Genomic DNA, 20396 nt, shown 5'->3' with positions numbered 1-20396 from the left:
AGGTGTGCACGATCGTTTCGCCGCAGAGTGAGCTTCGCGCGCCTGCTGGATGCCTGGGTGTGTGCCAGGTCGGGAGGCGGGGAGGGGCGTGCTACGACGCAGGGGACCGAACGGATCGATCCACAAGTGGTCCCAGTCTAGCGGCTGAGGCCGCCGAGCGCGACAGGCGTCGGACGAACGGTCAGGAGAAGAGGCCGCCGAGGGCCTTGCCGAGGGCCGACCGGCGTCGGTGCCAGCCGTGGGCCTCGAGGGTCTCCTTGACCGGGCCGACGACCTTGGCCGAGCTGAAGGTGTACGTCCCGCTGACCGTCCCTGCGCTGCTCTCGGTGTTCAGCTCGGAGCGCTTGTACTCGTGCGTCTCGGGCAGCAGCGTGATGCGGAGGGCGTAGCTGCTCCTCGCGCTGCCGACCATGCCCTGCGTGTCCTTCCAGACCCACCGGGCGACGATGCGCTCGCCCTCGACGGCGACGGTGAACGGGTGCTCCGGGTCGCGGCCCAGGTCGAGCAGGGCCTGGGTCACGGCCTGCGGCGACGAGGGGCCAGCGGGGCCGGAGGAGGCGGGCGGCGTCGTCGAGGTCACGGCGCCCACGCTAGCCGACAGGTCGGTGGGCCGACCGGGGCGGCTGGACGGATCAGGTCCAGCCGGCTGGGCGTGCGGGCTTGCGGGCGTGACCCCAGCGCTCCGCGCCGACGTCAGTGCGCCCCGTGGTACCGCTCGCCCACCGGGATCTCGACGGCGACGCGGTTGCCCGGCTGCGCGAGCGGGCAGGCCCAGGCCGGGTCGTACGCGCAGCTCGGGTTGTAGGCGAAGTTGAAGTCGAGCACGATCGAGCCGGGCTCCGAGCCGGGGCCGAGGTCGGCGCCCTTGACGGTGTCGACGAGGTAGCGGCCGCCGCCGTAGGTGCCGCCGGGCTTCCCGGCCAGGGCGTCGCCGACGGGCACGAAGAGGCCGCCGCCGTACGAGCGCAGGCGCCAGACGTCGAGGCTGCCGACCCCGGGCACGTCGACCAGGCCCACGCGGTCGAAGGGCACGTCGCCGTCGGTGCCGGTCGTCACGGTCATGCGGTGCGGCTCGGCGGGCGTGATCGGCACCTCGAACCGCCAGGCCGGGTCGTACGGCGCCGTCGGCAGCCCGGTGAAGACGGGGCGGTCCTCGGGCAGCAGGGGGGTCACCGGGTTCGTCGCGAACAGCTCGTCGCGGGTGCGTCGCCACAGGTCGTGGGCCGCCGCGAGGTCGGTGGCCTCGCGCACCTGCCGGTAGAGCCCGTGGATGGTCCGCCGCCAGGCCGCGAGGTCGAGCCCCGAGTCGACGGTCGAGACGGGGGAGGCGAGCTCCGGGGAGGCGGAGGGCACGGAGGAGGCGGAGGGCACGGAGGAGTCGCGGGTCGGGTCGGTCACCGGCTCGACGCTAGACCCGGGCCCTCCTCGTCGACCGGGAACGCGCCTCCCATCGTCCGTGGCAAGCTCGACGCCGGGGGACGACCGGCGTGCCCCCGCACAGGGGGAACCATGAGCACAGTCCGCACCGTCACCAGCACCGCCCTCGTCGCGGCCGCCCTCGCCCTGGGGGTCGTCGGCTGCAGCGCCTCGGCCTCCGTGTCGCCCACGGTGTCGGCGGACGCGTTCGCCACGGCGGTCGCCGACGCCCTCGAGCAGGAGGTCGGCACGCGGCCCGACGTCGACTGCGGCGACGAGGCCGTGCCCGTGGTCGACGGCGACGAGGTGCACTGCGACGTCAACACTCCTGGCTACGACGTGCTCTACGACTCGGTCTCGACCATATCGACCGAGGGGCAGGACGACGGCGAGTACACGGTGTCGGTCGTCGTCGACGACGAGCCGAAGGGCTGACGCTCGGCCCGGACGGCACCCGCGCGGCGATGAGCGCGCCCGGCGCTCAGCTCGGCGCGCCCGGCGCTCAGCCCGCGTGGCGCGGGTGCGCGCTCGGCGTGCGCCAGGTCGGCGCCAGCTGCTTCATGCGCAGCGCCCGCCATTGCCACACGGCCCACAGCCCGGGCCAGAGCAGCACGCCGACCGGCCCGGCGTGGAAGACGAGGCGGTCGCGCAGCAGCGTCTCGCCGTCGCCGAGCGGGGAGACCGCCATGCGGTGGTCGATGCGCATCGAGGCGAACTGGCCCGAGGTGCCGCGCCCGGTGTCGCGCTGGATCCAGGCCCCGTCGCGCTCGTGCCAGTCGAGGTCGACGTGCGTGTGCCCCAGCGAGGCCAGGCCGAGGATGCGCGCGGAGACCGGGTGCGCCTCCTCGTCCCAGCGGTGCGGGAACCCGCCCGGCTCCTCCGAGCGGTAGACGACGAGGGGCTTCGTCACCGCGACCATGACGGCGGGGTCGCGCAGCGCGTCGGCGGCGGCGTCGACGGGGCAGGCGAGGCGGATCTTGAGCTGCACGTGCATGGGTCGAGTGTGCACCCCCGGTGCTGGGCGAGGCCCGCCCCGCGACCGCAGCCGCTCCACCCCCGCCGCCCCGCAGCCGCTCCACCCCCGCGACCGCAGCCGCTCCACCCCCGCCGCCCCGCCGCCGCTCGCGTAACGCGCCGCAACACCCGCGACCCGTGCGCGCCCCCGACGTAGCCTCGACGGGTGAGCGAGCCCCAGCAGCAGAAGTACCAGGTCCGGTTCGACCACGGCGTCCCGGGCGCGGCCCGCGTCGTGGCGGGCGCCCACGTCGTGGTCGTCGTCGACGTGCTCGACGGGCACGGCCTCCTCGCGCGGGCTGAGGTGCTCGACCGCGTGGCGGAGCTCGTCGACGACGGGGCCGACCTGCTGTCGGTGACCGCCGCCTCCGCCGCCGACGACGTCGCCCGGCACGTGCTCGACCGGCAGTCCCGCCGGGGCGACCGCGCGGTCGTGGCCGTGGTGGCAACTGGGTCGGTCGACGACGACGGGTTCCGCCCCGCCGGGGAGGACCAGCTGGCCGCCGGGGCCGTCGTCGACGCGCTCGCCGCGGCCGGGGTCGACTTCTCGTCGCCCGAGGCCGCGCTCGTCTGCGCCGCGGCGGTCTCGCTGCGGCGCGCGTCCGCCCACCTGCTCAGCGCCTCCGTCTCCGCGGCCGAGCTGGCCGGCGCCGGCCGGGCCGACGCCGTCGCGGCCGCCCGGGCCCCTGAGCAGCCGCTGCGCGTCGTCGGGGAAGAGCGCGCGCGGGCGTAGCGTTCACCTCGACGGGCCGGGCCGAGCCGGCCGGGCCCGGACGGACCCCAGAGGAGGAACGATGAAGGCAGTGCTGAGCGACGGCACCGTGGTGGCCGAGGCCCCGAAGGACGACCTGATCTCGATCGAGGGCAACTGGTACTTCCCGCCCGCGAGCGTGGACGCCGAGCTGCTCACCGAGAGCCCGACGCAGTACCACTGCCCGTGGAAGGGCGACACCCAGTACTTCAGCGTGAAGTCGGGCGACACCCTGCTGCAGGACCGCGCGTGGAGCTACCCGACCCCGATCCCCACGTCGTTCGAGCGCGTGGGACAGGACTACTCGGGCTACGTCGCGTTCTGGAAGGACGTGCAGGTCGTCGAGTAGACGGTCTGACGGTGCGGCGGGTCGCCGCCCTCCTCGGCGTCGACGACGGCCCGCCCGGGAGGACGGTGACCCGCCGCACTGCTGTCTCCCGGCGGCGTCAGCCCGCGGCGAGGCGGGCCCGGTGCGCCCGGACCTTGGCGCGGTTGCCGCAGCGCTGCATCGAGCACCACCGCCGGCTGCGCCCCCGCGACTCGTCGCGGTAGACGAGGCCGCACTCGGGGTTCGAGCAGCGCCGGAGGCGCGAGTCGTCACCGCCGCCGAACCCCACCTCGTCGAGGAGGCGGACGGCGTCGCGCGCGACGGAGGCCAGGGCCTGACCCAGCCGCAGCCGCCCCGCCCCCGCCTGGCGCCGGCCGCCCGCGAGGGTCGGCGGCACGTCGGGGGTGGCCGCGAAGAGGTTGAGCGTGTCGACGTCGTCGGGGTCGGGCGACGTCGCGTCGGTGGCGGCGACGGCCAGGCGGGCGACGGCGTCGCGCAGGGCGCGCGCGTCGGCGAGCTCACGGTCGGAGGCGGCGGCCCCCACGCCGGGCCAGCGCTCGGCGACCCAGTCGTCGAGGTCGGCGGGCAGCAGCAGGCCGTCCCACGGCACCGACCCGTCGGCCGGCAGCGCGAACCCCGACTCGGGGCCCAGCCGCGAGCCGGCCCGGAACCCGCCGAGGTACGCGAAGTCGAGGCTGAGCGCCCCCGAGTCGAAGAACCACGGGGTGCCCGTGTCGGAACGCAGCCACTGACCAGTCACCTGACCACCCTAGGCGGTGTCGCCGCCGCGGATCAGACCTCGCGCTTCGTCCAGGTGATCACGTGGGCGGGGTCGTAGCTCCGGGCGCACCGGCCACAGGTCAGCACCTTCGTCGGCCGGCGGTAGCGGTGGTGCTCGTGGCCCGCGGGGCAGACCCCCACCCAGGGTGCCAGCTCGGTGGCGACGGCGCCGTCGTGCAGCCGCCCGCCGACGTAGCCGAGCTCGGCGGCGGTGGCCCGCCAGCGGGGCCCGTGGCCCGCCCGCGCCCCGGCGATCGCGTGCGCGACCTCGTGCAGCAGCACCTGGTGGATCTCGTCGTCCTCGTACCGGCCGGCGAGGTGCCGCGAGACCGAGATGCGCTTCGCCGTGTAGTTGCAGAGCCCGGCCCGCGTCTTGGCCGCGTCGAAGGCGAAGCTCCACACGGCGGGGTCGAGGTGCAGGGCGATGAGCGCGTCGGCCCAGCGCCGCACCCGGTCGAGGTCGGCCACGGGAGGGTCAGGAGGCGCGGGTCAGCGGCGAGGGAAGGGCCACGTCGTCGGCTGGTCGTCACGGGGCAGCCCGTCGACCACGCCGGTCACGCCGGTGGTTCCGCGACGCGGCTCGTCGTCGTGCGGGCCGTCGGCCCGCCCGTCGCCGCGGGCGGCGCGCTCGGCCCGCTCCGTGCGCTCGCGGTGCGCCGAGGCGTTCGCGGCGAGGCCGGAGATCTTGCTCCACAGGCCGGCGTCGGCGCGCGGCGGCAGCTCCGGCTGCGGGTCGCCCGCCGGGGCCGGCTGGCTGGGGCGCCAGGAGCCGGCCGGGGCCGAGCCCGGGGCCACGGCGGCGGGGCGCTCGTCGTCGGCGGGCGCCGTGGTCGGCACCAGGGCGTCGGAGGGGCGGGAGAGGTCGACGGGGTTCGTGTCGCCGGGGCGGGCCTCCGCGTGCGCGGGGGCCGGCGCGGGAGCGGCGACGGGAGCCGCCGCGGCGGGCGCGCTCGTGGTCGGGGCGTCGGCGGGGGCGCTGGCCGGCTCGATCGGCCCCGTGCCCGACAGGTACGCCCGGAGGACGCCCTCGATCGCGCGGCGGAGGGCCTCGACGCGGTCACGCGGGGCGCCGGTGGCCTCGAAGGCGACGACGGCCTGCTGCAGGGCCTCCTGCGCCTCGTCGTGACGGCCCAGGTCGAACAGCGTGTAGCCCTCGAGCTCGGCGGCGGCGGTCTCGAGGTCGCGCCACTCCTCCGTCGAGGCGGTGATGCGGCTGGTGTGCAGGTCGTTCAGGGCCCGCTCGAGCTTGCCCTGCTCGCGGAAGATGTGGGCGCGGCGGATGCGCGCCGCGGTCGAGTCGGCACGGTCGCCGGTGAAGTGGGCGAGGCGGAAGGCCTCCTCCGCGATCGCGAGGGCCTCGTCGAGGCGGCCCAGCGTGCGCAGCAGGTCGGCCCGCTCGCCGAGGGCGGAGGTGCTGCGGCTCTGCCCGAGGGCGGCGAGCCGGGCCTCGGCGGCGCCGACGTCGACGGCCGTGCGCAGGCTGACCGGGTCGAATCCGGCGGCGGAGCTGCTCGGGCGCGCGCGGCCCTCCGAGGCGCTGCCGGGGCGGGCGCTGCCGGAGGCTGATCCGAGGGAGGGGTCGTGCTGGCTCATCGAGTACGAGGGTAACCGCCGGTGCGCGGAACTGGCCGTCCGCCGCGCACGCGACACGCGACTCCGTCCGAGACCGCCCGCCCGGCTCAGTCGAGCGCGGAGAGCGGCACGCTGACGATCCGGTCGTCGCCGCCGCGCGGGTCGCCGCGGCCGTCGGTGTTGTTCGTGACCAGCCAGAGCGTGCCGTCGGGCCCCGGCAGCACGTCGCGCACGCGCCCGAGCGAGTCGTCGCCGGCGAACCGCTCGGTCGCGGTGGCCACGCCCGCCTCGGGCACCTGGATCTCGAACAGGCGCTCGCCGCCGAGCCCGGCGAGGAAGAGGGTCGAGCCGACGGCGGTCAGGCCGCTCGGGCTCGCGTCGTCGGTGCCCCACTGCAGCACGGGCGCGAGCGTGTCGGACGACGGCGACGTGCCCTCGACGTCGGGCCAGCCGTAGTCGCCGCCCGGGCTGACGGCGTTGAGCTCGTCCCAGCGGTCCTGCCCGAACTCGGCGGCCCACATCGAGCCCCAGCCGTCCCAGGCGATGCCCTGCGGGTTGCGGTGGCCGAGCGTGTAGACGGGCGACCCGGGCATCGGGTTGTCGGTGGGCACGTCGCCCGTGGGCGACAGGCGAAGGATCTTGCCCGCGAGCGAGTCGGGGTCGCGGGCCTCGTCGCCGCGGTTCGCGTCGCCGGTCGTGACGTACAGCATGCCGTCGGGCCCGAAGGCCAGGCGGCCGCCGTCGTGGTTCGACGCCTTCGGCACGCCCGTGAGCACCTCCTCGACCGGGCCGAGCCCGTAGGAGCCCGCCGTGCCGGTGATCGGGGCCCGCAGCACGCGGTTGTCGGAGTCGGTGGTCGCGTAGGCGTAGAGGTACGACGGCGAGCCCGCGAGCACCGCGAGGCCGAGCAGGCCGCCCTCGCCCTGGTGCACGACCCCGTCGATCTCGGCGACGTCGCGCACGTCGCCGTCGGCGGTCAGCTCGACCACGCGGCCGGTGTCGCGCAGGCTGACGAACGACGAGCCGCTGTCGAGCCGGACGACCGACCAGGGGGAGTCGAGGCCCGTGACGACGTCGGTGGGCTCGGCGCCCGGCGCGACGCGCACCGCGCCGGTGGTCGTGGCACGCGCGGCCGGTGCGGGCCCGCGGTCGGTCGTGACGGGGGCCGAGGCGATGCCGGAGGCCGAGCGGGAGGCGTCGGCCGAGCCCGGCCCGGAGTCGCCGCCCGTGCAGGCGGCCAGGCCCGCGGCGACGACGATCGCCAGCCCCGCGGCGCCGAGCGCGAGGCGTCGGGGCCGGGGGCGCCTCGTCGTCGTGCTCCGCGCCTCCATCGCTCCATCAGACACGACGGAGACGACACGTGGGGCGCATCGTTGCACGACCGTGACGAGCGAGGGATCGTCGCCTCCGCCCGCGGACAGCCGGCGGACAGCCCGCGGACATCCGCCGACGGCCCGCCCACGGGTTGCGGCGTCGTCAGCGCGCGGCGAGCTCCGCGCGCAGCGGCCAGTCCTGGCCCTCGAGGATGAGCTGGGCGCCCGATCCCGTGCGGCCGTTGACGACGACCGGGGCGAGCAGGTTGACGGTCATGCCCGTCTCGGCCGGAGTCGCGACGACGAGCAGCAGGGCCTCGTCGGCCGAGCGGAGGTCGAGGGCGGTCGTCTGCTCGTCGGTCAGCACCGGCGAGTAGTCGGGCAGGTGCACGGCCGCGTCGAGCACGAACAGGCGCACGGAGGCGTCGACCTCGCTCGTCGCGGGGTCGACGGCGCGGAGGGCGTAGAGCCCGACGGCCCCGTCGATCTCGTCGAGCACGAAGTCGACGGCCGGCTCGAGCCCGAAGGGAGGCGCGGTGAAGGTCACCGTCGTCGTCACGGCGCTCATCGGAGGAAGTCCATCAGCGACGTCTGCAGCACCTTGGCCGTGACCGCGAGGGCCGCCTGGTACGAGTTGTCCTGGAGCTTGAGGTCGAGCACGGCCCGCCCCAGGTCGAGGTCCTCGAGGCCGGAGCGCTGGGCCTCCAGCGTGACGGAGGTGTCCATGAGTGTGTCCTGCGCTCTCAGCAGCTGGGAATGGCGGGCGCCGATGTCCGACTGGACGCCGCGCAGCGCGCTGACGCGGGTGTCGATGGCGGTGAGGTGGCCGGCGATGCCGGTGGTGCCGGCCCGGAGGTCGGTGGCGATGCGGTCGAGGAGGGCGAAGACCGAGTCGTCGCCGGAGCCGAACGCGGCGGCGCCGTCGGCGTCGACCCGGACGGTGGTCTCGGGGCCGACGCGGCGGGTGACCGCGGCGCCCGCGACGCCGGTGAAGGTGGCGTCGGGCCGGAACGCGACCCCCGCGTCGGAGGTGCCGGCGAAGACGCTGCGGCCGGCGTAGCTGGCGTTGGCGTCGGCGAGCAGGTCGGCACGGAGGCCGCTGATCTCGGTCGCGATGGCGTTCCGGGCGTCCTGGGAGAGCGCCCCCTCGTTGGCGCCCTGCACGGTCAGCTGCCGCACCTTGGCGAGCACGGAGTCGGCGGCGGTGAGGGCGCTGTCGGCGGTGTTCAGCCAGCCGGAGCCGTCGTCGACGTTGCGGCTGTGCTGGGCGGCGGCCGACTGGAGGGCCTTGACGCGCAGGGCCTCGGCGGTGCCGGTGGGGTCGTCGGAGGGCACGGAGATCGCCTTGAGGCTCGACGCCCTGTCCTGCATCTGGGCGAGGCGGGTGGCCCCGGCCTGCAGGTGCTCCTGCGACCGCAGCGCGGTCATCTGGTTCGTCACACGGGTCAGCATCGCCCCTACCTCCCGACCCGGCCCATGCCGTTGATCAGCGTGTCGAGCATCTCGTCGATGGCGGTCATCACTCGGGCGGCTCCCTGGTAGGCGTGCTGGTAGCTGAGCAGGTTCACGTTCTCCTCGTCGAGGCTGACGCCGGCGCCGCTGAGCTGGCGCGACTTCGCCGACGTCGCGGCGAGGTCGGTCAGCGTGGACTGTGCCGACTCGGTCTGCGACGCGGCGCCGACGCCGGCGACGATCGTCGACCAGGTGCGGTCGGGCGAGCCGGTGCCCACGCCGACCTGCGAGACCGCCTGGGCGATCGAGCCGTCGAGCGCGCCGCCGGTGGCCGAGCGCGAGGCGATGGTCGCGGCGCTGGTCGGCAGCACGGTGAGGCCGCGCGCCGCGGAGACGCCCGCGGTCTGGCCGAAGAAGGCGCCGCCGGGCGAGCCGTCGGCCGTGACGCCCGTGGCGTGCACGGCGTTGACCTGGGTCGCGAGCTGGCTGGCGAGGGCGTCGTACGACGCCGCGGCCTGGGCGATCGCCCCGCCGCGGCCGTCGCCGGTGGCCGGGGCGAGGAGCGAGACGGCGCCGGCGAGGCTGCCGCCGTCGAGGGCGATCGCGTCGTCGGGGCGGTGGCTCCAGGCGAGGCCCACGGCTGCGCCGCCCACGGCCGTCGTCATCGAGTGCTCCCCGGTGACGACGATGCTGCGGGCGGTCGTGCCGCTGACGAGCGCGTTGCCGCCGAGGAGCACGTCGACCGTGCCGTCGCCCGCGTCGCGGACGGTGCCGCCGGCGAGCGACGCGATCTTCTCGGTGAGGCGCGAGCGGGCGTCGATCATCTCGTTCGCGCTGACGCCCTGCTGGGTCGCGGTACGGATCCGGTCGTTGAGGTCGGCGACCTGGGTCGCGGCGCCGTTGATCTGCCCGGCGAGCGAGTCGGCCTGGCCGCGCACAGCGGTCCACTGGTCGTCGACGGCCTTCCAGGCGCTGGCGATGCTGCCGGCCAGGGTGGTCGCCTGCCCGAGCAGCACGGCCGCGGGGCCGGTCTCGCCGGGGTGGTTGCCGAGGTCGCTCCAGGCGTTCCAGAACTGGCCGAGCTGAGCGGCGATGCCCGTCTTGCTGGGCTCCCCGAGCGACTCCTCGAGGGTCGACAGGGCGGAGGCGCGCACCGACTGGTAGCCGGCGGCGGCGGCGGTGCCGCGCACCTGGCCGTCGACCACCTGGTCGCCGAGGCGGGCGATCGCGTCGACCGAGACGCCCTGGCCGGCGACGACGCCCGAGCTGTAGAGCCCGACGCGGGCCGGCGCCTCCACCGACGACTGCCCCACGCGCTGGCGCGTGTAGCCCTCGGTGTTGACGTTGGCGATGTTCTGGCCGGTGACGTCGAGCCCGGTGCGGGCGGCGACGAGGCCGGTGTAGGCGGCGCTGAGCCCGCCGAAGGTGCTGGCCACGGTCACAGCCTCCCGTCGAAGAGGTGCCCGCCGGAGGCGGTGGTCGCGCTGGCCGGACCGCCGCGGCGACCGGGGGCGCCGGCCCCGACGGAGCCGCTCGCGTCGTAGATGCTGCCGGCGGCGGCGTCGGCCGCCGTGGCGAGGGTCTCCTGCGTGGCCCGGGCGGCGGCGCGGAGGAAGCGCTCGTTCTCGTCCCGCAGCTGCGCGATGCGCGCGGTGAGGTCGGTCATGGAGCGGAGGTGGGCCGTGAAGATCTCGCCCCAGGGGCCTGCGGGAGCCGCGGCGATGATGTCGCGCAGGGGCGCCTCCTCGTCGGTGCCCCACTCCTGGGCGACGCTCGAGACCTCGACGCTGCGGGCGAGCCCCGCCTCGCGGAGCCGGTCGAGCACCTGCTCGACCTCGCGCGTGGCGTGGTCGACCCAGCGGGTGCGGCCCGCGGTGAGCAGCAGCTGCTCCTCCTCGAGCTTGAAGGTGAGCAGCTCGAGGAGCTCGCGCTCTCGCCAGAGCAGAGCGGACAGCTCGTTCGCTCCCATGTCGGTCTCCTGTGGTCGGGTGTGGTCGAGGAGCGGTGACGTCCTCTTCAGCGGGGACTATCGGCGCACCCCGGCGGGGCGTTAGGCGCCCGGCCGGACGATGTCGTGCGGTCGGCCCTACAGGGTCGGCGGGGGTCGGCGGAAGGGGCGTTCCACCCCAGCCCGGGGGGCACCTCCGGCGAGGCCCCCCCGGAGACGTGACAGGCGCGCCCCCGCTCTGGGGACAGCGCGGCCCCCACCCGCCCCCCGCGCGTCGATAGCGTTGCTGGTGCACGGCGGGCCACATCGACACGCCGGGCCACGGACTCGATCCGGGGCCTGCAGCACCGCCCGCCCCACCTCGTACCACCACCGCCGCGCCCCTCACGGGGCAGGCAGCGTGACGGATCGAGACAGCCCTGATCAGAGGGCTGTTCGTCGCGCCCTGGAACACCTCGGACGTGCCTGCCCCCGCAGGCCCCTCTTGCTGGGAGCAAGTGAATGAACCGCACCGACCGCGCCACCCGCGACGCCCTCGTCGTCGAGAACCTGCCCCTCGTCGGCTACCTCGTCTCCGAGGTCTGCTCACGGGCCACGCACCTCTCGCGCGACGACCTCGCCAGCGTCGGCGCCGTCGCCCTGGTCCAGGCCGCCGAGGCCTTCGACCCCACGCTCGGCATCCCGTTCGGCGCCTACGCCCGCACCCGCGTCGTCGGCGCGTTCGCCGACGACATGCGCTCGGGCGACTGGGCGAGCCGGGGCACCCGCAAGCGCATCAAGGAGACCCTGGCCGTGCAGGAGGCGCTGAGCGCGTCGCTGGGGCGCGCCCCCTCGGTCGACGAGATCGCCGGTGCCCTCGGGGTCGACCGCCAGACCGCGACCGCGGCCCTCACCGACGCGGCGCGGACCGTCTCGAGCCTCGACGACACCGTCGCCGACCACCTCGCCGCCGATGTGCCCCTGCCCGGCGAGCAGCTGCTCGCCGCCGAGCGCAGCCGGTACGTGCGCGCCGCCGTCGAGGCGCTGCCCGAGCGCATGCGACTCATCGTCGAGGGCGTCTACTTCGGCGACCGCACGGTCACCGAGATCGCCGACGAGCTCGGCATCACCCACAGCGCCGTCTCGCAGCAGCGCACCGAGGCCGTCCGCCTGCTGCGCGACGCCCTGGCGGCGCACTACGCCGACGACGAGGCGGCCGAGTTCGTGCCGGTCTCGAAGACCGCGCCGGCGCGCCGCAGCGCCTACCTGTCGCGCGTCGCCACCAACGCCGCCGTCGGCATCGCCCGCGCCATGCGCGAGCCCGCCGCGGACGGCTTCAGCGCCGCCGTCTAGGCGGGCCCCAGAAAACTTCCGGAGGTCGCTAACGACCACCGGCAGCCGGCCGACAGTAGCCGGTGTCAGCCCACGGACGGGCTGACGAACACCACCCAGTCACGGAAGAGGAAACACCATGGGCATGCAGATCAACACCAACCTCGCTGCGAACAACACGTACCGCAACCTGAACGCCACGCAGAACGACCTGTCGAAGAGCCTCGAGAAGCTCTCGTCGGGCCTCCGCATCAACCGTGCCGCTGACGACGCGGCCGGCCTCTCGATCTCCGAGGGCCTGCGCTCGCAGGTCGGCGGACTGACGGTGGCCGCGCGCAACGCCCAGGACGGCATCTCCGTCGTCCAGACCGCTGAGGGTGGCCTCACCGAGACCCACTCGATCCTGCAGCGCATGCGCGACCTCGCCGTCCAGGCCGGCAACGACTCGAACAACGCCGACTCGCGCAAGGCGATCACGACCGAGGTCGGGGCCCTCCAGAAGGAGCTGACGCGCATCTCGGCGTCGACGAACTTCAACGGCACCAACCTGCTCGACGGCAGCAACACCGCCCTCAAGTTCCAGGTCGGCGCCAACAGCGGTGCGGACAGCCAGATCACGGTCGACCTGTCGAAGGCGAACGTCTCGGCGATCGCCAACAACATCGCGGGCGGCAACCTGACCACGACGGGCACGAAGTTCGCCATCGCCGACGTCGCCGACCTGACGACCGCCTCGGCCTCGTTCACGTCGACCAAGGGCGGCGTCAGCACCACCGTCGCCACCGGTGTCCTCAAGGACACGGCTGACGGCTCGGCGGCCAAGTTCCAGAGCGTCGACGAGTACGCGACGGCACTGCGTTCGGACGCTGCCTTCAGCGCCAACTTCACCGTGTCGGTCAACAAGGACGCCAACGGCGCCGGCGTCGGCATCACGGTGTCGGCGATCGACGGCGGAACCCTCACCACGGCCGCCAACGCGACCGCGGGTGCGGGCCTCGGTGCCGGCGCTGCCGGTACCGCCGTCTCCGGTGGGGTCCAGTTCGACACGGCCGACAACGCCCAGGCCTCCATCAAGCTGATCGACGCCCAGATCCAGACGGTCTCCACGGCCCGTTCGGAGCTCGGTGCCGTGCAGAACCGCTTCGAGCACGCCATCAACGTGACGAACGTGGCGAAGGAGAACCTGACCGCGGCCGAGTCGCGCATCCGCGACACCGACATGGCGCAGGAGATGGTCAAGTACACCCGCTCGAACATCCTGAGCCAGGCCGGCACCGCGATGCTCGCGCAGGCGAACCAGAGCACCCAGGGCGTCCTGTCGCTCCTCCGCTAGTCGGCGGGCGACACGGTCGCCGACTCGTCGGCGACCGGCCCGACGCCTGATCCCAGCGGGCGCCGAGCACCACCCTGGTCGGGTGCGTGACCGGTGCGCGACGGGGGAGCAGCTGATCCTCTCCCCCCGAGCGCGCCGATCACGCACCCGACGCTCTCCACCCCGCCCCACCCGCCCGATCCCCACCGCGAGAGGCACCACCATGGCGAACCTCGGCATCGACGGCCTCGCGAGCGGCCTCGACACCACGTCGCTGATCAACTCGCTGATGTCGATCGAGGCGACGCCCCAGACGCTCCTGAAGAACAAGGTCACCGCGGCCAACTCGTTCGTCACGTCGATGCAGACGCTGAACGCCCAGGTCGCCGCCCTCGCGACCACGGCCACGACCGCCGCGAAGCCCGGCTCGATCGACCTCTTCACCGCCACGAGCAGCTCGACCGCCGTCACCGCGAAGGCCGCGGCCGGCGCCGCCTCGGGCAGCATCGAGTTCACCGTCGGCGCCACGGCGCAGGCGAAGACCGCGGTCACGGCCGCGATGACCGCCTGGCCCACGAGCCCGGCGACCCTGACCTTCACCTCGAGCGCCGGGACGCAGACCGAGGTGACCGCCGCCTCCTCGTCCCTCGACGACGTCGTGAAGGCCGTCAACGACTCCGCCGCCGGCGTCAAGGCCGTGAAGGTGCCCGTCGGCAAGGACGCGTCCGGCGCCGCCGTCTACCGGCTGCAGCTCACCTCGGCCACCTCGGGCGCGACCGGCGACTTCGCCGTGCACCGCGGCACCGCGGCCGAGACGACGGCCGGCACCGCCCCCGACCTCCTCGCCGAGCCCGGCGCCGCCGTCGTCAAGACGGCGCGCGACGCCTCGCTGACCCTCTACGCGGGCACCGCCGCCGAGCAGGTGGTGACCAGCGCCTCCAACACGTTCAGCGACCTGCTGCCCGGCGTCTCCGTCGACGTGACCGCCGCCGCCGTCGGGGCCACCGCCCCGGTCACGATCACGATCGGACGCGACGCGACCGCCGCCGGCAAGGTCGCCTCGGGGCTCGTCTCGAGCCTCACGGCCGTGCTCGGCGCGATCACCGCCGGCCAGGCCACCACGTCGACGACGGGCGCGACCGGCAACACCACCGTCAAGGGCGGGGCCTACACCGGCGAGTCGTCGGTCCGGGCCGTGCAGCAGGCGCTCCAGTCGGCGGCCTCGCAGCCGATCGGCGGCAAGTCGCCCTCGACGATCGGCGTCGTGATCCAGAAGGACGGTTCGTTCTCGTACGACGCCGACAAGTTCTCCGCGGCGCTCGCCGCCGACCCCGTCGGCACCCAGTCGATGCTGAGCGCGCTGGCCGACCGCATCGCGAAGGCCGCGAGCAGCGCCTCCGACAAGGCCTCGGGCACGCTCACGACCGTGATCACCGGCCAGCAGTCGGTCGTCAAGGACCTCGGCGGCCGCATCGCCGACTGGGACCTCCGGCTCGCCACCCGCCGCGCGACCCTGCAGACGGTGTACTCGAACCTCGAGGTCACGCTCAGCAACCTCAACTCGCAGTCGACCTGGCTCAGCAGCCAGGTCGCCTCCCTCACCGCCCAGACGAAGTGACCATGGACGCCTCCTCCTTCGCGGCCTTCGCCGCCGCCCCCCGGCCCACCGCCGTCGCGCAGCGCCAGCGTGCCCAGTACAACGCCGAGGCGGTGCTCTCGGCGACGCCCGTGCAGCTCGTCACGATGCTCTACGACCGCCTCATGCTCGACCTCGGCCGCGCCGAGGCGGCGCAGCTCGTCGCCGACTGGGGCACCGCCGCCGAGCAGCTGCTGCACGCGCAGGCGATCGTCGCCGAGCTGTCGTCGTCGCTCAAGGTCGACGTCTGGGACGGCGGCGAGGGGCTGCTCGCGCTCTACGGCTACACCTCGACCGCGCTCGTCAACGCGAACGTGCACCACGACGTCGAGCTGACCCGCGAGGTCGTCGGCCTGCTCGACCCGCTCCGCCAGGCCTGGCACGACGCCGCGGCGTCGCTGCAGGCCGGAGGCGCGGCGGGCGTCCCGCTGCCGGCTCCCGCCTCGCCGGGCGCCGCGGTGCCCGGGGCCGGCCTGCCGCAGCCGGCGGGGGTCGCCGCGTTCGGCAGCGCCACCTCCGGCTACGGCGCCACCATCGCCTCCTCGTCGTCGCTCGGCGGAGCGCTCGGTGTCGCCTGACGCCACCGCTCTCCCCGCTGAGGCGCCGGCAGCCGTCGCCGACACCGACGTGCTCGCGTACGCCGGGTGGGCCGCCGTCCTCGACGAGCTCGAGGCCCTCGCGCTGACCGTCGACGCGACCGGCGGGGCGGGCCTCGACGACTCGGCCCCGCGCCTCCTCTCGTGGACGCCGCCGACGGGCCTCGGGCCGCTGCCGGCGGAGCTCGCCGACCGCGCGGCCGCCGTCGCCGCAGCCCAGCGCGACGCCCTGGCCCAGGTCGACGACGCGCGCCTCGTCGTGCTGCGGCACCTCGACGTCGTGCGCACCGTCGAGGCCTCGCACCAGCCCGAGCGCCCGGTCTACCTCGACGCGACGGGCTGACGCGCCCTCGCTGCCACCCCCGCCCCCACGGCCGAGTGGTCACGAACTGCCCCTCCCGTCGCCGGGAGCAGCAGTCCGTGACCACTCGTGTCGGGTGCCGGCGCGTCAGCCCCAGGGGATGACGCCGACGACGACCGCGACGACGAGCATCACGACCGACACCACGGCCGCCCGCCAGAGCACCTTCTTGTGGTGGTCTCCGAGGTTGACGTTCGCGAGGCTGACGAGCAGCAGGATGGCCGGCACGAGCGGGCTCTGCAGGTGCACCGGCTGGCCGATCACCGACGCGCGGGCCATCTCGACGGGCTCGATGCCGAACGCGGAGGCGCTCTCGGCGAGCACGGGGAGGATGCCGAAGTAGAAGGCGTCGTTGCTCATGAAGAAGGTGAGCGGCAGGCTCAGCAGTCCCGTGATGACGGCGAGGTACGGCCCCATCGCGTCGGGGATGACGTCGACGAGCCAGTCGGCCATGGCGCTGACCATGCCGGTGCCGTTCAGCACGCCGATCAGCACGGCCGCGGCGAAGACCATCGAGACGACGCCGACGATGCTCGGTGCGTGGGCGACGATCTCGGCCGTCTGCTGCTTCACCTTCGGGAAGTTGACGAGCAGCGCGATCGCCGAGCCGACCATGAAGACGTAGGCGAGCGGGAAGAGGTCGAGCACGAGCAGCACCATCACGGCGACGGTCAGCACGAGGTTGAACCAGATCAGCCCCGGGCGCAGCGTCTCGCGGGTCGGGTCGAGCATGGTGTCGGCCATCGTGCCGACGCCGGGGGTGCCGTTCTCCGACAGACCCGTGCCGGGGTTGTCGACGGCGCGCTCGCCGGGGGCGTCGGCCCGTGACCCGTCGGCGCGGCCGCCGCGCAGCCCGAGGGCCACGGTCGGGCTGGTGAACATCGACACGCCGCGGCCCTCGGCGACGCCGGCCCCGGCGTTCGCCATCGCCTTCGAGAGGGGCACGGCGACGGCCGCGGTGTCGAGCGAGACGCTGCCGCCGAGGCGCTTGCGCTCACGCAGCCCGAGCAGCCAGGCGAAGGCGAACGCGATGACCAGGCCGGCGACGAGCGACGGCACGAGGGGCACGAAGATCTCCGACGGCGAGACGTTGAGCGCCGCCGCGGCGCGGACGGTCGGCCCGCCCCAGGGCACGATGTTCAGCGTGCCGTTGATCAGGCCGGCGACGCAGGTCAGCACCACCGGGCTCATGCCGAGCCGCAGGTAGATCGGCAGCATGGCCGCCGTCGTCACGATGAAGGTGGTCGAGCCGTCGCCGTCGAGCGAGACGGCGCCCGCCAGCAGGGCGGTGCCGAGCACGACCTTCGCGGGGTCGTTGCCGGTCGCGCGGAGGATGAGCCGCACCAGCGGGTCGAACAGGCCGACGTCGATCATCAGCCCGAAGTACATGATCGCGAACATCAGCAGGGCCGCTGTCGGGGCGAGGTCGCCGACCGCCTCGATCACCATGTCGCCGATGCCGAGCCCCGCGCCGGCGAAGAGGCCGAAGATCGTCGGGACCATGATCAGCGCCAGCATCGGCGAGAGCCGCTTCGTCATGATCAGCACCATGAAGGTGAGGATCATCAGATAGCCGAGCAGTACGAGCATCGGGACTCCTTCGTCCGTGAGCGTGTCGGTGGGCCGGCCCGACGTCACCGCCCCCGAGGGGGCAGGCCGGTCGGGTGCGCGGCGCGTCCGGGCACGCTAGCGGCCAGGTCAGAGGCGCGTCGCGCTTCTGCGCGTTGGAGCCGTTCCGCACGTTGTCGGCGTTCTGCTCGTTCTGCTCACGCGCCTCCCCGGCCCCGGTTACGCTGACGCTCGTGACCGACGACAGCTCACCCCGGAGCGCCCGCGCCCGACCGCCGCGGCCGCGGCGCCGGTTCGCGACCGAGGTGCTGCTGCTGCAGCTGGCCGTCGTCACCGCCGTCGTGCTGCTCACGACGGCCGTCTTCGTCGGCGTCGCCGTGCAGCGCCTGGCCCACGAGGCCGAGTCGACCGCCCTCGCCGTCGCGCAGAGCGTCGCGGCCGACGGCGACGTGCGCCGCGAGGTCGCCGCCCTCAGCGTGGACGGCACCGCCCTGGACGAGGAGGCGCTCGCCGAGGGCCCGCTGCAGCTCACGGCCTCGTCGGTGCAGCAGCGCACCGGCGCGCTCTTCGTCGTCGTCACCGACGACCGCGGCGTCCGCCTCGCCCACCCCGAGCCCGGCCGCATCGGCGAGCGCGTCAGCACGAGCCCCGACGCGGCGCTCCGCGGCGAGGAGACGGTGTCGTGGGAGCGCGGCACGCTCGGCGACTCCGCCCGCGCGAAGGTGCCGGTCTTCGCCCCCGACGCGGCCTCCGGCGAGCGCCCCGTCGTCGTCGGCGAGGTCAGCGTCGGCTACGCGCCCGCCCGCGTCTACGACACCGTCGCGCGCGACTCCCTGCCGGTGGTCGGCGTCGCGGCCCTCGCGCTCCTGCTCGGCGTGGTCGCGTCGGTGCTCATCCGCCGCCGCCTCGACCGCCTCACGCTGGGCCTCCAGCCCGACGACCTCGCGACCCTGGTGCAGAACCAGCAGGCCGTGCTCGGCGGCGTGGGGGAGGGGGTGCTCGCCGTCGACCGGGAGGGCCGCGTCAGCGTCTGCAACGAGCAGGCGGCGCAGCTGCTGGCGCTCGGCGCGGCGGGCGACGACGTCGTGGGGCGCGCGCTCGCGGAGCTGGAGCTGCCGGGCGAGCTGGCTGACCTGCTCGACCCGGCCCGCGCCTCCTCGGGGTCGCCCTCGGCGGGGCCGGCCGGGCCCGCGGGCACGACGCTGGTCGTCGGCCCTCGGGTGCTCATCGTCGACGTGCGTCCGGTGGCCCGCGAGGGCGTCGACCTGGGCCGCGTCGCCGTGCTGCGCGACCGCACGGCCGTCGAGGCGCTGACCCGGCGGCTCGACGCGGTGGGCGCGATGACGACGGCGCTGCGCGCGCAGCGCCACGAGTTCGCGAACCGGCTGCACGCCGTCGCCGGCCTGCTCGAGATCGGGCGGGTGGAGCAGGCGAAGGGCTACCTCGCCGACGTGCTCGAGCACGGGCCGCTGCGCTACCCGGTGAAGCACGCCGACCGGCTCGCCGAGCCGTACCTCCAGGCGTTCGTCGGCGCCAAGGGCGTCGAGGCGGCGGAGCGGGGCGTGCTGCTGCAGCTCGGCCCCGAGACGCTCGTCGCGGGGCAGGTGGTCGAGGCGGGAGACGTGACGACGGTGCTCGGCAACCTGATCGACAACGCGGTGCGCGCCGCCGTCGCGGGCCGCACGACGCCGGCCTGGGTGGAGGTCGAGCTGCTCGACGACGGCCCCGACCTTCACCTCTCGGTGATGGACTCGGGCGACGGGGTCGCTCGGCCCGAGCGGCTCTTCGAGCGCCGCCGCGAGGTGCCCGGCCGCTCTGAGGCCGACGACGGTGGACCCGAGGGAGGCGCGGGGCACGACCCCGTGCACGGCCTCGGCTTCGGGCTGCCCCTGTCGCGCGACACCGCCCGTCGCCGCGGCGGCGACGTGTGGCTCGGCTCGCCCGGCGGCGACGGCCACGGCGCCGTGTTCTGCGCCCGGCTCGTCGGCGCGGTGCAGCCCGCCGGCGCGGTGCCGCCCGCCCCCGGCCCCGGCCTCCCCGGCCGGCCCGACCCCTCCAGGAGCACCTCGTGACCGCCACGCCCGCCTCCCCGCTGACCGTGCTCGTCGTCGACGACGACTTCTGGGTCGCCGACGTGCACCGCGCGCGGGTCGACGCGCAGGACGGCTTCCGGGCCCTGCCCCCGGTCGGCACGGTCGCGGCCGCCCGTCGGGCGCTGGCCGAGCAGCCGGTCGACCTCGTGCTGCTCGACCTCTACCTGCCCGACGGCAGCGGCCTCGACCTGCTGCGCGAGCTCGACGTCGACGCCTTCGTGCTCAGCGCCGCCTCCGACCCGTCGACGGTGCGCACCGCCCTCCGCCGCGGGGCGCTCGCCTACCTGATCAAGCCCTTCGCGGCCGAGCTGCTCGACCAACGGCTGCGGGCCTACCGGCGCTTCGAGCACGTGCTCGACGACCACGGGCCCGAGCAGGGCGGCGGCGCAGCCGGGCGGGGCGCCGGCGAGCGCGGCGGCGTCGACCAGGAGGCGGTCGAGCGCGCACAGCGCATCCTGCACTCCGGCGACGCGCGGGCGTCGTCGCGGTCGCGCTCGGCGACGGAGCAGGCCGTGCTGGAGGCGGTGGTCGCGTCCGCCGCCGAGCTCAGCGCCGCCGAGGTCGCCGACCAGGTCGGGGTCAGCCGGGCGACCGCCCAGCGGTACCTGGCCTCCCTCGCCGCCGACGGCCACCTCGCCATGCAGCTCCGCTACGGGTCGGCCGGCCGGCCCGAGCACCGCTACCTCCGCGCCTGACCCGGCCCGCGCCTCCCGCGCTCCTCGCCTCCCGACCGTCGAGGAGAACCACGTCCTCGCAGACGAACCACGCCGCGGCGTGGTTCGCGTGCGAGGACGTGGTGTGTCGACGCGGAGCCCCCACTCCGGGGGCGTGAGCTTACGCACCCCCGTGCACCGCCGATAGAGCGCCCTGAGCACGGATCGCTCGACACCCCGGCCACGGATCGGCCCCTCGTCTCCCCCACACGGAGACACGAGACCCCTGGA

22 protein-coding genes are annotated in these 20396 nt (G+C 75.0%); 10 read left to right on the top strand and 12 right to left on the bottom strand.

The features are described 5' to 3' along the window. Positions 1–181 precede the first annotated feature (181 nt). Together IFT72_RS13525 and IFT72_RS13520 are read right to left on the bottom strand one after the other, a co-directional pair. Positions 182–580, bottom strand: coding sequence for a hypothetical protein (locus IFT72_RS13525; RefSeq protein WP_192046736.1), 399 nt, complete (start codon positions 578–580; stop codon positions 182–184). A gap of 113 nt (positions 581–693) precedes the next feature. Beyond that, a complete protein-coding gene (locus IFT72_RS13520) occupies positions 694–1353 on the bottom strand; it encodes a DUF1684 domain-containing protein (RefSeq protein WP_056059140.1) in 660 nt (219 codons plus the stop codon). Positions 1354–1509: 156 nt separating this feature from the next. Here IFT72_RS13520 and IFT72_RS13515 point away from each other — a divergent pair, with 156 nt between their 5' ends. Further along, positions 1510–1851, top strand: a complete 342-nt coding sequence (locus tag IFT72_RS13515) for a DUF4333 domain-containing protein (RefSeq protein WP_056057570.1) — start codon at positions 1510–1512, stop codon at positions 1849–1851. A 67-nt stretch (positions 1852–1918) separates the two neighbouring features. Here IFT72_RS13515 and IFT72_RS13510 read toward each other — a convergent pair whose 3' ends face one another. Further along, positions 1919–2410, bottom strand: a complete 492-nt coding sequence (locus tag IFT72_RS13510) for a hypothetical protein (protein ID WP_056057566.1) — start codon at positions 2408–2410, stop codon at positions 1919–1921. 186 nt (positions 2411–2596) lie between these two features. Here IFT72_RS13510 and IFT72_RS13505 point away from each other — a divergent pair, with 186 nt between their 5' ends. Both IFT72_RS13505 and IFT72_RS13500 read left to right on the top strand, forming a co-directional pair. Beyond that, positions 2597–3163 carry a hypothetical protein gene (locus tag IFT72_RS13505; RefSeq protein ID WP_192046735.1) on the top strand — a complete coding sequence of 189 codons (567 nt, stop codon included), beginning with the start codon at positions 2597–2599 and terminating at the stop codon, positions 3161–3163. Between the two features lie 61 nt (positions 3164–3224). Beyond that, a complete protein-coding gene (locus IFT72_RS13500) occupies positions 3225–3530 on the top strand; it encodes a DUF427 domain-containing protein (RefSeq protein ID WP_056057558.1) in 306 nt (101 codons plus the stop codon). Between the two features lie 97 nt (positions 3531–3627). Here the strand turns inward: IFT72_RS13500 and IFT72_RS13495 are convergent, their stop codons facing one another. From IFT72_RS13495 to IFT72_RS13460, 8 genes are all read right to left on the bottom strand, one after another. Next, entirely contained in the window at positions 3628–4269 is a 642-nt protein-coding gene (locus tag IFT72_RS13495; RefSeq protein ID WP_235491283.1) for a CGNR zinc finger domain-containing protein, read from the bottom strand. 32 nt (positions 4270–4301) lie between these two features. Next, positions 4302–4757 (bottom strand): SprT-like domain-containing protein, encoded by a 456-nt coding sequence (locus IFT72_RS13490; protein ID WP_056057556.1) that lies wholly within the window; start codon positions 4755–4757, stop codon positions 4302–4304. Between the two features lie 21 nt (positions 4758–4778). Further along, complete coding sequence (locus IFT72_RS13485) at positions 4779–5882, bottom strand: hypothetical protein (RefSeq protein WP_192046734.1); 1104 nt, start codon at positions 5880–5882, stop codon at positions 4779–4781. Between the two features lie 86 nt (positions 5883–5968). Beyond that, a complete protein-coding gene (locus IFT72_RS13480; RefSeq protein WP_235491282.1) occupies positions 5969–7207 on the bottom strand; it encodes a sorbosone dehydrogenase family protein in 1239 nt (412 codons plus the stop codon). Positions 7208–7337: 130 nt separating this feature from the next. After that, positions 7338–7742: a flagellar assembly protein FliW gene (locus IFT72_RS13475; protein ID WP_197981519.1), complete on the bottom strand. Its 405-nt coding sequence runs from the start codon at positions 7740–7742 to the stop codon at positions 7338–7340. Continuing rightward, a complete protein-coding gene (locus IFT72_RS13470) occupies positions 7739–8626 on the bottom strand; it encodes a flagellin (RefSeq protein WP_056057544.1) in 888 nt (295 codons plus the stop codon). The genes IFT72_RS13475 and IFT72_RS13470 overlap by 4 nt, the downstream gene beginning before the upstream one ends. A gap of 5 nt (positions 8627–8631) precedes the next feature. Beyond that, a complete protein-coding gene (gene flgK / locus IFT72_RS13465) occupies positions 8632–10062 on the bottom strand; it encodes a flagellar hook-associated protein FlgK (RefSeq protein WP_192046733.1) in 1431 nt (476 codons plus the stop codon). Between the two features lie 2 nt (positions 10063–10064). Continuing rightward, positions 10065–10595, bottom strand: coding sequence for a flagellar protein FlgN (locus IFT72_RS13460; RefSeq protein ID WP_056057542.1), 531 nt, complete (start codon positions 10593–10595; stop codon positions 10065–10067). Between the two features lie 480 nt (positions 10596–11075). Between IFT72_RS13460 and IFT72_RS13455 the strand changes: the two genes are divergently transcribed. The 5 genes from IFT72_RS13455 to IFT72_RS13435 all read left to right on the top strand — a co-directional run bounded on the left by IFT72_RS13455 (position 11076) and on the right by IFT72_RS13435 (position 15772). Further along, positions 11076–11906 carry a sigma-70 family RNA polymerase sigma factor gene (locus IFT72_RS13455; RefSeq protein ID WP_056057539.1) on the top strand — a complete coding sequence of 277 codons (831 nt, stop codon included), beginning with the start codon at positions 11076–11078 and terminating at the stop codon, positions 11904–11906. 118 nt (positions 11907–12024) lie between these two features. After that, the gene (locus IFT72_RS13450) at positions 12025–13218 is read left to right on the top strand and encodes a flagellin (RefSeq protein WP_192046732.1); all 1194 of its coding nucleotides are present in this window, start codon (positions 12025–12027) and stop codon (positions 13216–13218) included. A 202-nt stretch (positions 13219–13420) separates the two neighbouring features. Next, positions 13421–14815 (top strand): flagellar filament capping protein FliD, encoded by a 1395-nt coding sequence (fliD, locus tag IFT72_RS13445; protein ID WP_192046731.1) that lies wholly within the window; start codon positions 13421–13423, stop codon positions 14813–14815. 2 nt (positions 14816–14817) lie between these two features. Further along, positions 14818–15411 carry a flagellar export chaperone FliS gene (gene fliS, locus IFT72_RS13440; protein ID WP_082514615.1) on the top strand — a complete coding sequence of 198 codons (594 nt, stop codon included), beginning with the start codon at positions 14818–14820 and terminating at the stop codon, positions 15409–15411. After that, positions 15401–15772 (top strand): hypothetical protein, encoded by a 372-nt coding sequence (locus IFT72_RS13435; protein ID WP_192046730.1) that lies wholly within the window; start codon positions 15401–15403, stop codon positions 15770–15772. The genes fliS and IFT72_RS13435 overlap by 11 nt, the downstream gene beginning before the upstream one ends. 105 nt (positions 15773–15877) lie before the next feature. Here IFT72_RS13435 and IFT72_RS13430 read toward each other — a convergent pair whose 3' ends face one another. Then, on the bottom strand, positions 15878–17380 hold the full coding sequence (locus IFT72_RS13430) for a CitMHS family transporter (RefSeq protein ID WP_192046729.1): 1503 nt from the start codon (positions 17378–17380) through the stop codon (positions 15878–15880). A gap of 212 nt (positions 17381–17592) precedes the next feature. On the opposite strand from IFT72_RS13430, the gene IFT72_RS13425 reads away from it, so the two are divergent. Continuing rightward, positions 17593–19431, top strand: a complete 1839-nt coding sequence (locus IFT72_RS13425; RefSeq protein WP_192046728.1) for an ATP-binding protein — start codon at positions 17593–17595, stop codon at positions 19429–19431. Beyond that, positions 19428–20147 (top strand): response regulator, encoded by a 720-nt coding sequence (locus tag IFT72_RS13420; protein WP_371741300.1) that lies wholly within the window; start codon positions 19428–19430, stop codon positions 20145–20147. The genes IFT72_RS13425 and IFT72_RS13420 overlap by 4 nt, the downstream gene beginning before the upstream one ends. The last annotated feature ends 249 nt before the right edge of the window (positions 20148–20396 follow it).

This window comes from Frigoribacterium sp. CFBP 8754 (assembly GCF_014841815.1).
GTDB lineage: Bacteria > Actinomycetota > Actinomycetes > Actinomycetales > Microbacteriaceae > Frigoribacterium > Frigoribacterium endophyticum.
The sequence above is the reverse complement of the archived record's forward strand: the minus strand, read 5'-3'. Positions and strand labels throughout refer to the sequence as shown.

Excerpts from the sequence above, each read along its gene's own strand:
- IFT72_RS13485 (WP_192046734.1), bottom strand. The coding sequence starts at position 5,882 with ATGAGCCAGCACGACCCCTCCCTCGGATCAGCCTCCGGCAGCGCCCGC.
- fliD (WP_192046731.1), top strand. The coding sequence starts at position 13,421 with ATGGCGAACCTCGGCATCGACGGCCTCGCGAGCGGCCTCGACACCACG.
- IFT72_RS13475 (WP_197981519.1), bottom strand. The coding sequence starts at position 7,742 with ATGAGCGCCGTGACGACGACGGTGACCTTCACCGCGCCTCCCTTCGGG.
- IFT72_RS13455 (WP_056057539.1), top strand. The coding sequence starts at position 11,076 with ATGAACCGCACCGACCGCGCCACCCGCGACGCCCTCGTCGTCGAGAAC.
- fliS (WP_082514615.1), top strand. The coding sequence starts at position 14,818 with ATGGACGCCTCCTCCTTCGCGGCCTTCGCCGCCGCCCCCCGGCCCACC.
- IFT72_RS13500 (WP_056057558.1), top strand. The coding sequence starts at position 3,225 with ATGAAGGCAGTGCTGAGCGACGGCACCGTGGTGGCCGAGGCCCCGAAG.
- IFT72_RS13430 (WP_192046729.1), bottom strand. The coding sequence starts at position 17,380 with ATGCTCGTACTGCTCGGCTATCTGATGATCCTCACCTTCATGGTGCTG.
- IFT72_RS13510 (WP_056057566.1), bottom strand. The coding sequence starts at position 2,410 with ATGCACGTGCAGCTCAAGATCCGCCTCGCCTGCCCCGTCGACGCCGCC.
- IFT72_RS13470 (WP_056057544.1), bottom strand. The coding sequence starts at position 8,626 with ATGCTGACCCGTGTGACGAACCAGATGACCGCGCTGCGGTCGCAGGAG.
- IFT72_RS13450 (WP_192046732.1), top strand. The coding sequence starts at position 12,025 with ATGGGCATGCAGATCAACACCAACCTCGCTGCGAACAACACGTACCGC.
- IFT72_RS13515 (WP_056057570.1), top strand. The coding sequence starts at position 1,510 with ATGAGCACAGTCCGCACCGTCACCAGCACCGCCCTCGTCGCGGCCGCC.
- IFT72_RS13460 (WP_056057542.1), bottom strand. The coding sequence starts at position 10,595 with ATGGGAGCGAACGAGCTGTCCGCTCTGCTCTGGCGAGAGCGCGAGCTC.